This window comes from Vibrio sp. 10N.286.55.E10 (assembly GCF_002872555.1).
Classification (GTDB): Bacteria; Pseudomonadota; Gammaproteobacteria; order Enterobacterales; family Vibrionaceae; genus Vibrio; species Vibrio crassostreae.
The window spans coordinates 158,753-172,248 of the sequence record NZ_MCSD01000004.1; the positions used below are offsets into that span (position 1 = coordinate 158,753).

General features: G+C 43.9%; 11 protein-coding genes and 1 pseudogene. 9 read left to right on the forward strand and 3 right to left on the reverse strand.

Going from position 1 to position 13,496, the window contains the following annotated elements; genetic code table 11:
- Nucleotides 1-440: 440 nt before the first annotated feature.
- The 6 genes from BCV39_RS04315 (at nucleotide 441) to BCV39_RS04340 (ending at nucleotide 7,834) form a co-directional block, all read left to right on the forward strand.
- Nucleotides 441-2,552: an LruC domain-containing protein gene (locus tag BCV39_RS04315; protein WP_102431484.1), complete on the forward strand. Its 2,112-nt coding sequence runs from the start codon at nucleotides 441-443 to the stop codon at nucleotides 2,550-2,552.
- 13 nt (nucleotides 2,553-2,565) lie between these two features.
- Nucleotides 2,566-3,081, forward strand: coding sequence for a hypothetical protein (locus BCV39_RS04320; RefSeq protein ID WP_102431485.1), 516 nt, complete (start codon nucleotides 2,566-2,568; stop codon nucleotides 3,079-3,081).
- Between the two features lie 229 nt (nucleotides 3,082-3,310).
- Nucleotides 3,311-5,074, forward strand: a complete 1,764-nt coding sequence (locus BCV39_RS04325; RefSeq protein WP_102431486.1) for an ABC transporter ATP-binding protein — start codon at nucleotides 3,311-3,313, stop codon at nucleotides 5,072-5,074.
- A complete protein-coding gene (locus BCV39_RS04330) occupies nucleotides 5,068-6,852 on the forward strand; it encodes an ABC transporter ATP-binding protein (protein WP_102431487.1) in 1,785 nt (594 codons plus the stop codon). Before BCV39_RS04325 ends, BCV39_RS04330 begins: the two co-directional genes overlap by 7 nt.
- A 233-nt stretch (nucleotides 6,853-7,085) precedes the next feature.
- The gene (locus BCV39_RS04335; RefSeq protein ID WP_048659121.1) at nucleotides 7,086-7,352 is read left to right on the forward strand and encodes a hypothetical protein; all 267 of its coding nucleotides are present in this window, start codon (nucleotides 7,086-7,088) and stop codon (nucleotides 7,350-7,352) included.
- Between the two features lie 47 nt (nucleotides 7,353-7,399).
- A complete protein-coding gene (locus BCV39_RS04340) occupies nucleotides 7,400-7,834 on the forward strand; it encodes a hypothetical protein (RefSeq protein ID WP_102431488.1) in 435 nt (144 codons plus the stop codon).
- Nucleotides 7,835-7,911: 77 nt separating this feature from the next.
- On the opposite strand, the gene BCV39_RS04345 is transcribed toward BCV39_RS04340, so the two are convergent.
- Nucleotides 7,912-8,427, reverse strand: a complete 516-nt coding sequence (locus tag BCV39_RS04345) for a cytochrome b/b6 domain-containing protein (RefSeq protein ID WP_080967654.1) — start codon at nucleotides 8,425-8,427, stop codon at nucleotides 7,912-7,914.
- A 276-nt stretch (nucleotides 8,428-8,703) separates the two neighbouring features.
- Here BCV39_RS04345 and BCV39_RS04350 point away from each other — a divergent pair, with 276 nt between their 5' ends.
- A complete protein-coding gene (locus BCV39_RS04350; protein ID WP_102431489.1) occupies nucleotides 8,704-9,543 on the forward strand; it encodes an alkyl sulfatase dimerization domain-containing protein in 840 nt (279 codons plus the stop codon).
- A 161-nt stretch (nucleotides 9,544-9,704) separates the two neighbouring features.
- Nucleotides 9,705-10,961: a peptidoglycan DD-metalloendopeptidase family protein gene (locus BCV39_RS04355; RefSeq protein ID WP_102431490.1), complete on the forward strand. Its 1,257-nt coding sequence runs from the start codon at nucleotides 9,705-9,707 to the stop codon at nucleotides 10,959-10,961.
- Between the two features lie 108 nt (nucleotides 10,962-11,069).
- On the opposite strand, the gene BCV39_RS04360 is transcribed toward BCV39_RS04355, so the two are convergent.
- Together BCV39_RS04360 and BCV39_RS04365 are read right to left on the reverse strand one after the other, a co-directional pair.
- Entirely contained in the window at nucleotides 11,070-11,390 is a 321-nt protein-coding gene (locus BCV39_RS04360; protein WP_004730185.1) for a heavy metal-binding domain-containing protein, read from the reverse strand.
- A gap of 71 nt (nucleotides 11,391-11,461) precedes the next feature.
- Nucleotides 11,462-12,388, reverse strand: coding sequence for a LysR substrate-binding domain-containing protein (locus BCV39_RS04365; RefSeq protein ID WP_102431491.1), 927 nt, complete (start codon nucleotides 12,386-12,388; stop codon nucleotides 11,462-11,464).
- 91 nt (nucleotides 12,389-12,479) lie between these two features.
- On the opposite strand from BCV39_RS04365, the pseudogene BCV39_RS04370 reads away from it, so the two are divergent.
- A pseudogene (locus tag BCV39_RS04370) lies at nucleotides 12,480-13,495 on the forward strand (DMT family transporter).
- Nucleotide 13,496 lies beyond the last annotated feature (1 nt).

Here is a 13,496-nt window from a genome sequence, read left to right on the forward strand (position 1 = left end):
CCCCCCAACTTTGCTTACAGCCAATAGTCATTATTTCTCCAGTTTCATGCAGCTTCCTGCTGTTTGAACGACATCTTTATTCGCTTGGAATCTACTTCTCTCACTCCTATCTATGACAAGCTGTCAAATTGAGTTACTTCATTCATCAAATTGATTCCTATTTTGAAGATAGTGTTTATTGGGTCTAGAACCTAAGGAGAATGTAGGTAAATAAACTAATACTTTCATGGTGTTAGATTTGTTTTCTAAGTTTAAAAAAACTTGGCTTCACTCTTGCTTAACCTACTTATGCAACTCGTTTTGTCGGCATTAAAAGAAAAAGTGTACATCCTTTGTCTCGCAGCATCAGATTTTAGGGAGACGTTTATTTAGCTTTGCCGTTCAGAGTTTACGTACTTTTCAAGGAAATCGCCTAAGCGAAGAAGAAGTCGAGGTTAACTATGAAATACAAGCAAATTATCTATCTCATTGGCGCAATAGTCAGTGTCCCAGTCCAGGCAAGCGTGGTGGACTTGGACTTCTCAAATCACATAGAGTCAACAAACGGGAGTAGCAGTTGGGCGGGGCCAACCTACGATGGCGCCTCTATGCATTTTCTAAATGTCGGTACACACGATGGAAAAACCATAGATGCTAAGGTATCCAGTAGCGTATTTGGTGATGCGACATTTTTGTTTCATGCACCCAATTACAAAGTAGGCGCAACACAACCGTCAGGTGATATTGGTTTTCTCTACCAAACTAATTCTGCTGGTTCTGCGGGGCTGATTTATACGTTCGAATTTTTTGATGGTACTGACGGTCTTTCAGGTACGTTCTCTGTTCCTTACACCATTCCTGAATTTGAAATGATTGGCTATGACATTGATGGTGAGCCCGTTCAGTCAGAGCAAGTTCGAGTATTTAAAAGTGAAGGTTTTTACAGTTACCAGCTAGGTAGTGCGAGTGCCAGTTTGACTGCTGAAGAGAGTGCTGATGGCAATTCAGTTCTCTTCACCGGACCAGGCACCAATTATTCTGAAACTGATACGTCAGGTGCGGTTAAGTTTACCTACAAAAATACCTCTATTGTTACCCTTCAGTTTGAAACTGTTACAACGAGTGGCAGTGGCTTCCCTAACCCAATCTTTTCAGCGTTTGATGGTAACTGGGATTTAAGTGGTTTTACGAATCCGATAGAGAGTTCCGACGAGTCTGATTTTGGTGATGCGCCGGACACTTATGCAACGTTACAAGCAAGCAATGGTGCTGAACATGCTGTCTCTTCAACGCTTTATCTAGGGGCCAGTATCGATACAGACTCTGACGGACAACCGGGCGCCTTATCAAACGGTGATGACTTGGATGTTGATGGGAATGATGACGACGGTATTACGCTACTTACTAACTTAGAAATTGGGTTGGATAGTCTCATCAACGTTAACGTTGTGGGTAATGGTTACCTACAAGCTTGGGCTGACTGGGACTTGAGTGGTACTTTCGATGATGATGAACAAATCTTGAAAAACCATTCGGTTGTTGAAGGGGGCCAAGTGGTTCCAATTCGAGTGGCTGATGATGCGAGTGTGGGGACTGTACAAACACGTTTCCGTCTAGCGAGCAGCCCTAACATCCCAAGTGATGGTTACGTTGGTGACGGGGAAGTCGAGGATTACGTGTTCAACGTGACTGATCCGGGAACCACAATTCAACACTCTAACTACTACACTGCAGCGTTCGAAGATAACTGGCCTGAAGTTGGTGACTTCGATTTAAATGATGTTGTTGTTTATTACCGAACCACCATTCTAAGTAAAGATGATGCTGTGTTACGTATGGATATTAGCGGTAGCATCATGGCCTACGGCGCCTCTTACGGTAACGGCTTAGGTTGGAAATTGAGTGGCTTTGATGAGTCGGATGTCGACTTGCAGACCGCCAGAGTGCAGAAAAACGGCGCAACTCGTGTGAATATCTCACCGTTTACGGGCGAAGACAAATCGGTTGCATCACCAGGAGGTGACCTTGTTGTTGTAGCTTCGTTGAACTTAAAAAATGATATCCCTATTAACGATGAGTGTATGTTCCACCGTACCAACCCATCTTGTAATCCGTCTCTTGAGTCAGATCAAATGACGTTTAGCATCTCACTACCGTTTAACGACGACGATCAACCAACGGTGAGTTCACTTCTGCCATTAAGTGGTTTCGACCCATTCATCTTCGGTCCGGGTGAAGGGTATTACCATGGCTCTAGCTTTACTGGCTCTCCGGGTAAAGATCTTGAAATTCACACAGCGGATCTTCCACCAACGTCACGTGGTACGTTAGTAAGCGACTTTTACGGTGTGGCACAAGATGATTCAGATCCAGATAGTGGAAAATACTACAGAACTACGCAGAACATGCCTTGGGGTATCTTAATTTCATCTCCTTGGAATCACCCATCCGAGTACATTGATATCAGTGAAGCGTTCCCAGACTTTGCAGAATGGGCGACGTCTGGCGGTTCTTCTAAACCGACTTGGTATCTAAACCCTAACTCAGACAAAACTTGGTCTACTGAAGATTAATCAAGGAGGATTTATGAAACTATCAAAACTAATGCTAAGTAGTGTGACTCTTGTCTTCCTTGCAGCGTGTGGCGGAGGCGGCGGTGGTGGTGGCTCTACCACATCAGCTCCAAGCTCTGTCCCACCAGCGGATGATTCCTCATCAGGCAACACGTCATCTGCTGGCAATAACACAGTGACGTCTAGCGTCGCGCCTGCGGCACAAGTGTTGAGATCGGTCGAGCTGACCATACCGGAAGACTTTGATTTCTCAACTGAGAGGGAAGTCGCTGTGACGGTCGATGTCGCAAGTTCACAAAGTTCGCGGGGCTTTATGAGCTTGTACACTGAGTTTGATGGGGACGTTGTCGACTACACCTCACAAGTGTTAAGAATGCCTATTAATGAAGACACTGACTTTTCAACAACGCTATTGTTGCCCAACCATGTTGATAAAGTTTGGGTCGAAGTGTGGTACCCATCAGCATTGGGTAGCGAGGTGAGAAACTCATATAGCATAGAAAATGACCAAGTCGATGTGATTCTCTAACATGGTATGAGTGTTAGTTAGCGCTTCATATTCGAACCATTAATATCTTTGCCGCCATATTGGCGGCAAAGTTGTTTCTGCAATACAAAAAATGAATAGGACTGACGAATAATGGAATGTGGTTGATATTGTCAACTAAGTGTTTTTGGTGTATCTTTACCATCGTGATACAACCCTAATTAAAGAGTATCACTATGTCGCTTTATGCCTGCCCTCAACAAAGAACGTTATGAATAAAAGACAGTTTATTGCCCATTACTTGCGCATGAATCGCACCTCGTACTTACTTGCGGTTGTGTTCATTTTTCTCGTTAACTGGTTACAAGTAGAAATCCCTCGTTATATTCAATTGGCAATAGATCTGATTGATGACGCCTCTTCAAGTGGACATCAACAGTTGCAGTCCTATGTGTGGATCGTTGTTGGTATGTCGGTTGCTATGGTCGTTGTTAGGATTCTGTCTCGCATTTACGCGCTTAACCCCGGGCGAATTACAGAAGCTTCACTTAAGACCACTCTTCTACAAAAACTGAATCGCTTGCCAAACAGCTTTCACGAGCGCTTTGCTTCTGGCCGTTTAATCTCAATCATTAACAATGACCTAAGTGGTATTCGTTTGATGTTTGGTGTTGGCTTTCTGCAATTCTTTAATGCGTTGCTCGCTCTATCGCTAACGCCGCTATACATGTGGCGTATATCGCCAGAACTAACCCTGTATTCGATCATTCCGATTTCAATCGCTTTCGTGATTTTCCGAGTGGGCTTTAAGCGCATGAAAACGCTCCATCTAGAGCATATGAAGCGACTGCAAAACTTGTCTGCACAACTGATGAGTTATCTGTCTGGGATTGATCTGATTAAAAGCCAGCAGATGTCACCTTGGGTAAAAGCGGAGACTGAGAAGCTGAATCAGTTGTTACTTGAATGTCGCCTTAAAATCACGCGTATCCAAGTCTTCTTTATGCCGGTTCTCGATTACGCCAATGACCTAATGAAAATCATTATTATAGGTCTAGGTGGTTTTATGTTGATGAGACAGGAACTGACCCTAGGTGAAATCACAGCATTCCTAACTTACTCAGTTTTGCTCGCCATGCCGCTTATGCAATTAGGACGAATCGCGACGATTTATCAGCGCGGTATGGTCGGTATTCAAAGCGCACAAACTATTCTTAATGCCCAAATCCCAGAGTTGGATGAGCAGAAGCTTTCTGAGCTCGATGTGAAATCGCTTAAAGGAAAAACGTTCTCCGTGCGTAACCTAAGCTTTAGCTACCCGGGTGAAGAGCGTCTGATTCTCGATGACATCAGTTTTGATATTCCAGCAGGGAAGAAAGTCGGAGTGTTAGGCGGAATCGGTGCGGGCAAAACGACGTTGGTGAACTGTTTGAACCATCACTTAGACACTCCACAAGGTTCAGTACTGCTTGGTGATAGAGATATCACTAGCTTCTCGCGTAGCGATTTACGTCGTTACGTTAAAACCGTCACCCAAGACCCGTATTTGTTTTCAGCAACTGTTGAAGCGAATATTCGTTTTGGTAGCGGCGATACCGAGCTAGCAAAAAGCCAGGTTGATGAAGTGTTAGAGCTTAGCCAATTAGCCGGTGATGTGACGCGCTTTGAGCAAGGTGACCAAACCTTAGTCGGTGAGAAGGGCATTATGTTGTCAGGGGGGCAAAAACAGCGCTTGAGCATTGCTCGTGCTCTATTACAACCAACCGATCTCATCATTATGGATAACGTTCTGTCTGCCGTTGACTACGAGACTGAGAGAAAAATCTTAGAAGGCCTATTTAAGCGATTGGAAAATCAGTCGGTTCTTGTTGTCTCACATCGTGTTAATGCACTTGAATACATGGATGAAGTTATCGTGTTGAATGAAGGAAAAGTGATTGCTAAGGGCGACCATAAAACCCTACTGAAAACTTGCGATTACTACTACGAGACATGGCTACTACAGCAAAATGAAACGGAGGCAGCAGCATGTTAAAAGGTGTTGACCTCAAGTACCTCAAGCATTTCTTTAAGTTTGCTAAGAAATACAAAGGCTCGGCGATTTTGGGCATTGCGATGCTTCCGCTTTCTGTCATCACAAGCTTGTTGTTCCCATGGTTGATTATTCAAGTGATCGACGTTCAGTTGAGTCATGGTGATATGGACGGGCTGTTAGAATACGTTTTCTACCTCGTTGCTGTACTAATCGTCAGTTATGTAGTGGATACCACTTACGCATATAACCTACGTAAAACAGGTCAATACACGATTACTGACATGCGCTCAGTTCTGTTTGCTCGTGTTTTGAAATTGCCACGCAGTTACTTTGACAATACACCAATCGGTGTCACGCTCTCGCGTCTAACCAGTGATTTAGAAACCATCGGTGAGACGTTTGTTCAGTCGGTTGTCGGTTTGGTAAAAGACAGCATTAACACCATTGCGCTGCTGGTCATGATGTTCTTAATTGATTGGAAGCTGACGCTGATCGTATTGATCATCATGCCTCCGGTCATGTATCTGACTGTACATGTTCGAAATCGACTTCGTGCTCTGTATAAGGTGACTCGTTCGTCACTGGCTCAAGGTATTGGCTTCTTGCAAGAAGTGCTGTTTGGTATGAAAACCGTACAGATGTACCGAGCAGAAGAGCAAGTCGAACAACGTTACCAAGGCTATACCGACGAGTTTTTGAGAGCGCAGAAAAAGATCAATAAATACGACGCTATTCTGTTCTCATTCATTTCTGGTATTACATCCATCACCATCGCGGTAATGATTTGGTACGGTTCTGAGCAAGTGATAGAAGGGGGGCTCACCTTGGGTGTGCTGATTGCGTTCATCAACACCTTAGAAAAAGTGTTCGTACCGATTCGAGACTTCACCTCACAGATTACTTCGATTCAGAGCTCATTTGCCGCGTTCGACCATATCGAAGAGCTGTTTGTTGAACCGACCGAAGAAGAGGGGCGCAACCTGCTGCCATCAGAGAAGGTTGCTAAACCGTTAGAGCAGTTTGAAAGCCTTGAGTTTAAGAACGTAAGCTTCCGCTACAAAGATGATGCTCCGTACGTTCTAAAGAATGTCTCGTTTGTATTGGAGAAAGGGCATCAAATCGCACTGGTGGGCTCTACAGGCTCAGGTAAGTCAACGATTCTGCGTTTGATCTCGAAAACCTACCAAGACTATGAAGGCAGCATACTGCTGAATGGCATTGAGCTGTCGCAGATCTCTAGTGAAGACTCGACACATTTGTTCTCGATGATGATGCAAGATGTGCATTTATTCGAAGAGACGATTGCGTTCAATATCGCACTAGGTAAAGAACATTTATCAAGTACCGAGATTGAGCAGGCGGCGCGTTATGTTTATGCCGATAAGTTTATTGAACAACTGCCTCAAGGCTATGGCTTCCAACTAGATAAGAACGGGGCAAACTTATCGGTAGGGCAGACGCAGCTGATTTCGTTCGCTAGAGCTGTCGCCCAAGGTGGACAACTGATGATGCTAGATGAGGCAACCAGCTCGGTAGATTCGATTACCGAGGATCTCATTCAAAAAGCGATGCAGCGTCTGTTCAAAGAGAAAACCGTGATTGCGATTGCCCACCGTTTGAGTACTGTTCGTCACTCAGACACCATTTTGGTGTTGGAAAAGGGTGAAATTGTTGAGCAAGGTAATCATCAACAACTGGTGGCGCACAATGGTATTTATGCTGGCTTGTTACAAGAATCGATTGTAGAAACGGGCGATTCTCAAGCTACGTTAGCCTAATTGCCCAAAATCAGGCTGTTGCTTTCAATAAGACGAATTGGTCTTGTCTATGCTTCACCAGTTTCTATTGTTTTCTAATATTCCCAATGGGTTAGGGAAATTAAACATATTTTTCGATTATTAATATGTTATGATCCCCCTACTACTAAAGGGGTGTCTTCGGGCATCGGGATGTATGCGAGCAAAACGTAAGTGCTTGTGTCAGTCACTTTCTGGCGAATATGGAATCGAAAATGTTGTTGGAAGAAGTTGTAGAAATTATTGAATTAACCGACTCAGACCATTTATCTCAAGCAATGGAACTGTTTAACGAGCATGGCTTTGTTGACGCAGAGCACTTACCTTTTATGACGGTTGTTTTTGAAACAGCGCCAGAGCACCTTGCGAAAAAGTTGTCGCAAATAGGCTTTAAAGGTTTAGTAAAAGTAGAGAAGAGCGAAGACGCAACTGGCTTTATGATTGTTGATGCTGAACAAATCCAGTTTAGCAAAAGCGCGTAATTGGAATCGCTCCCTAACATCCATTATGACTATTTGAGGTTAACACAGTGACAACAGCTACCGTTTCATCAACAGAGCAACACGTATCCAATGAACATGCACTTTTGGGTGCGTCGTTATTAGCATCACAAAAAGTAGAACTGGCGCTGTTTACTGTGATCTCTAAATTAACTAAAGCATTATCAAAAGAGCAGCAACAGTCATTAGGTTTGGATCTGGATACCTTTTTAAGGGAGACCTCAAGTGAACAAGCCTCTACGTTGAACCTATACGAACAGACGTTTGGTGAGCAGCTTCCTTTGAAGGCAAATGAACTTAACGATTTTATTTATCATCGAAACTTGGTAACTCGAGGCTTTTGGCGAGTGACTGGCGCCGATGTTAAAGGCGGCGAGAAGCTTGCTAACCCAGAACTTTATTTAAAAGAGTTCTTGGCAAAATGTGAATACTGGCAAGTGATGCTTGATACCCAAACCAAGTAAGCGAATTGAAATAAGAAAGCCATAGCGAACATGCTATGGCTTTTTTGTTTGTGTAAACCGTCCTGAGTTCTCTGATTCTAGAGCATCATCTTCAATACATAGTTCTTAGAGACAAAGTGGTGTTTAAGGGCGGCACTGATATGCAGCACAATTAAACAGGCGAGGACAATACAACTGGCACGATGTAGATAGAAAAAGAAGCCGTTGATTGCAGAGTTGGTAATTAGGTTATTTACGCCCACTAGCCAAAATAAAGAGTACGGCTCCTTTAGCATTAAGTAACCGGTGCTGAAAACCATAAACATCACAAGGTACATCAAAGAATGTGCAAGCTTAGCTACACATTTTTGCCCTTCAGGCACAGAGGTTGGCATGTTTGGCGATGAGCGAAAGTGGCTCCAGATATAACGCACCACGAGCAGCGGTGTCGCAACGGTCGCCAATGACATGTTGAGCACTGACAAAAAAGAAAACAGCTCTGGATGGCTGGTGACATAGTGCATCACATACCCTGCTATTGTTGCGTAGATGATTACAGAAGCCATTACCCAGTGCAGTACACGGCTTAATAAATCGTATCGTGGATTATTCAAATTAACCTCGCTCTGATCGTTATTAATATAAGATTCATCTCGATGCAATAAATCAATTTTTGGTATATTCGCATCGCGAATTAATTATATAGAACAGTATTACGCGGTATTTTTATAATTTAGAAATTAATGATGTTGCTTCAGGTGTTTTATAATTATCAATGATGTTTTAGAGTGTTAATTCCAATATGGACATGGCAAAATTGTCGACTTCCTAGCTTGTATGCTTATTACGAGATACAGTTAGTCTAAAGATAAATATATAAGGAATGTATAATGCTTCGAATCTTATTGATTGCAGTTATCTCGGTGTTCAGCGCGATGAGTTTTGCAAGCGAAGAGGTTAAGTACTCTGAACAAGAGTATTTGGATAGACCGCTGATGGAGCGCTATATCTTGGATGAGCTGAAGCAACTACGAATGGAACAGCAAGATCTTGAAAGACGCTTGACCATTCAGATGACTGACCGGGAACTGACTGTGGCAGACAAGTCTCTGAATTACGCCAATGTAACCGTAACCTACTTCTTCTACATTATTGCCGGTGTTGCCTCCCTAATTGCATTGGTGGGTTGGCAATCACTCAAAGAGTTGAAACACACCACCAAAGAGATGGCTGACCGACGACTCAACGACATAGCCCAAGATTATGAGAAGAAGTTTAACGTTCTTGAAAGGGATCTTAAGCGTAAGACTCGAATCATCTCAGAGAACAACCGAGAAATCGAAATCATCAATGAAATTCATAATTTATGGTTGAGGGCTCAGAATGCTCAAACCGCCGAGCAGAAAATTGAAATCTACGATGAGATCTTAAAAGTTCGCCCGGGTGATTTGGAAGCACTAACTTACAAAGCCGATGCCGCAATGGACATGCAGGAATACCACTGGGCGATGAGCTTATGTAATCGCGTGTTGGAAGTGGACGATCAAAATGCTCACGCCTTGTATCAACGTGCTTGTGCTTACGCAAGGTTAGGTGCTGAAGGCCAAGCGATCGATGACTTAGAGCGCTCTATCGAAGCCAGTGGTTCAATGCGGGAGTTATTGGCTGATGAACCTGACTTTGAGATGCTGCGTGGCTTAGAACGCTTCGAAGCACTTCTTGAAGAATAATACTAGATAAAGAGTAGTGTTAACTAAGATGGTGGGCCTTGCATGCCCACCATATTTTCACGCCAATCGCGCTGCGGTTTCTTACATTTCATTTATTTCTTTGAATGAATTGTTATGTTATAACACTTTCTAAGTTCCTCGTTATAACCGCTAAGTATTTTATGAAGTTCCTCCGTATTGGCCTGATCGTTATTGCCATCAGCGCATTTTCCCTTGCTGCTTTGCTCTCTTTTCATCCTGAACCAGAAAAAGAAATCTCAATAAAAGTCACGCCTTATCAAGAACTGCACACGGACGGTAAGGAGCAGGCGCCGCCACAAATCAATTCGAACTCAATGATCAAAATTCACTACTTTGTGAAGGTTGGGGATACCCTCAGTAATATATTCGAATCGTGGAATCTGCCTTATGAAACGGTTCACAAGGTCATGGAAGCGGATCTTGAATCTTTGAAACTCGACACAATAAAGCCTGGTGACCATCTAGAGTTGCTGTTGGATAGTGACTCCAAACAACTCGTAGAGCTCATTTTCCATGAAAGTCTCGTAGAACAAGCTGTCTTTACGAAAAATGATGATGGAAGCTTTAACTACCAATTTCATGAAATGCCTGGTGAATGGAAGGAAAAACTCTACGCGGGCAGTGTTCATGGTAGCTTTTCAACATCTGCATACAAAGCGGGGCTTACGACAGCTCAGATAGCCAATATTACTCGCACGTTGAAAGATAAAGTTAACTTCACTCGTGAACTAAGAGCAGGTGACAGCTTTAATGTACTGGTCAAAGAGCAGTACACGAATGATCATTTAACGGGCAAAACAGAAGTTCAAGGTATCTCAATTCAATTAAGAAACCGAGAAGTGGCGGCGTTTCTTGCGCCTGATGGTCTTTTCTACGACAGAGAGGGTAATAGCCTAGAGCAAGCTTTCGATAGATACCCTGTAGATAGAAAATTCCGAAGAATTACCTCATCGTTCAACCCTAAACGAAGACACCCAGTGACAGGGCGTATTTCGCCACACAATGGTACTGACTTTGCGACGCCTGTGGGCGCACCCGTATACTCAACGGGTGATGGCCGTGTTGTGGCGCTTCGTGACCACCCTTATGCCGGGAAATACTTGGTGATTGAACATAACAGCGTATACACGACACGTTATCTTCACTTGAGCCGCTTCCTCGTAAAGAAAGGTCAGCAAATTAAGCGAGGTCAGAAAATCGCGTTATCAGGTGCAACTGGCCGTATCACAGGTCCTCATTTGCACTTTGAGGTATTGGTTCGTGGTCGAGCAGTCGATGCGATGAAGGCTAACTTACCGATGGCAAGCTCAATTATGCCTAAAGATAGGAAAGAATTTTTGGCTCGAATGGCCTCTTTTGATGCCATGATCTCTGAGCCAGCAGGTCGTGCAAGTTAGAGCTATTCAAGCCTAAGTTGTCCAACGAATACAATAACGCCCCTTAGCTAACGATTTAGCTAAGGGGCGTTTTTTCTAGGTAATCACACGATTTAGCGAGTGATTCAACTAAGCCACAACCACTGCTGTGCCGCTTGCTGAAACCATCAGCATACCATTGCCTGTGCCAAGTACTTCGTAATCAATATCTACGCCTACCACTGCGTTGGCACCCGCTTCAATCGCTTTCTGCTCTAACTCTTTGAATGCGTAGTTACGTGCTTTTTCCAGTTCTTTCTCGTAGGTACCAGAACGTCCACCCACAAAGTCACGAATACCCGAAAACATATCTTTGAACACGTTCACCCCTAGGATAGCTTCTCCGGCAATAACCCCTTTGTAATCGACAATGCGTTTGCCTTCGACAGATTGTGTAGTGGTAATAATCATAATGGCCTCTGTAAGTTAGATGCGTTGTAACTAGCTGAATAACGGCTAGCTGTAGTTGGGCTAGAGCAGTTTTATTCCTGAATATCACCGCTGATTATTGTCTCTGAGCGTGTGAGTTCATGTCTCAACCATGTTCTCAGTTTTAGCACACTTTCTTGTTTTAATTTGTTTTTCGGGCAAACAAAGTAGAAATCTTGGTGCGGGTTAGCTACTGGATCGCCAAGCTCTACCAGCATGCCGTGGCTAATATCATCTTTCACAAACAAGCGATGCGTTACTAATACGCCTAATGAGCGAATTGCAGCTTGCACGGCTTGAATGGAGACATCGAATGTTAGATTGCTATGGAATGTAGGCAGTGGGATTTGGTAATTGTCGCACCATACCTGCCAGTCGTGTTGTCGCCTTAGGTTAAAAACACCAATGGTCGGGTTTTGTTTGACGAGTTGTTGAACGCTTAACTCACTCTGGTTTTTTAGCAGAGTTGGACTGCATACCAAGACCAGATCATCATCGCCAAGCTTTTCGCTGTAATACTGATCCCATTCATTCGGTTTGCCGTGCACAAGGGCAATATCGACACCTTCCTGCTCTAGATCAAAAGGGCCAGTTAAGGTGGAAATACGGATATCAAGTGAGGGAGAAAAAGCTTGGAAATCGGGGACGCGGGGAATCCACCAGTGCATCGCGAGTGAATTGACCATGTTGAGGGTAATGCGGTGGTCGTTAGGTGTTCTGGCAAGCTCTTCGGTCGCCTCTATCACTTGCTCAAGTGCGGGCGCGACTTTGCGGTAATAACGCTTACCTGCGGCATTAAGAACAACACGACGGCCGACTCGTTGAAACAAAGGCTTGTTGACCAGTTGTTCTAACGACTTTATGGATTGGCTTACCGCTGAGTGACTGACATACAACACCCGCGCGGCGTCAGTCATGCTGCCAGTTTCAGCAACGGCAATGAAAGCGTAAACGGATTTAAGCGGAACGAGTTTTTTCATTGGTAAGTTTTCCTTACAGTTATGGTCAATATTACTCGCTATTTTTCATCACGTCACGCCACTAAAATGGGTGTAATAGGAGGTGATAATTATGTCTGATATTACCAAGGCAACGACTTTCATGTTGTTGTCGACGTTCAGTTTGTCTTTAAGTGGCTTAATGGCCAAATATCTATCTGAAGTGATGCCCACTTCGTTACTCAGTTTTGTGCGGTTTTTTTACCCAGTCTGTTCTTATTTCTTTTTCTGACCTTTTACAAAATCAGCAAGCCGACACGAGAAATGTGGAAACCTTTGGTGATGCGGGCGATCTTTATGGTGGCGTGTCAGTGGTGTTTCCTTACTTCACTGCAAACCTTAACGCTTGTTGAAGGGGTAGTGTTGTTCAGCACTGGTCCTCTGTTTATTCCATTGTTAGAAAAGTTAATATTTAGAACCAAGATTCGTACAACGACGATAGTGTGTTTAGTTGTCACCTTTGTTGGTGTAGTGATGATGGCAGGGGATTGGTCGCAGTTTGAATTTGGCTCAGAGTTCTTTAGACCAGCACTGCTGCTTGGTTTAATGGCGGGCATGTTTAATTCAGGCTCGCAAGTGAGCTTGTACCGGGCGTCTAAAACCAGCCTTTCGCCAGCAGAGCTCAATGCGTGGACCTTCTTAGTCGCGGCAATCATTGTGATTCCAATGGTGGTGTTTACTTCAGTTTCTGCGGTGCCTGATGTGCTTGAAAGTGCAGAGAAAGGAACCTTGTCGGCGTTACTGTCTTTTGATGATTTACGCTGGATTGCTCTCGTAGCTTTCGGCCTTGCACTGTTTACCATCAATACCCAAATCTTCCGTTCCAAAGCGTATAAGCTGGCAGATAGCGGTTCCCAGTTGGCACCTCTAATTTTTACAAACATGTTGTTTAGCGCGTTATGGCAGGGGTTATTCTTTGATGATGTGTTTTCTACTCAGCAGATGATTGGCATTAACCTCATTGTCGTGGCGAGCATCACCAATACCTTGTTAGCTAAAAAGCGTAGTAAAGATGGGCAAGCAGCCAAGCCAACGAGCAACTCCAAAGAGAGCTCGGTGTTGGGTTTACAGCCAATAGTTAAGCGCTAAA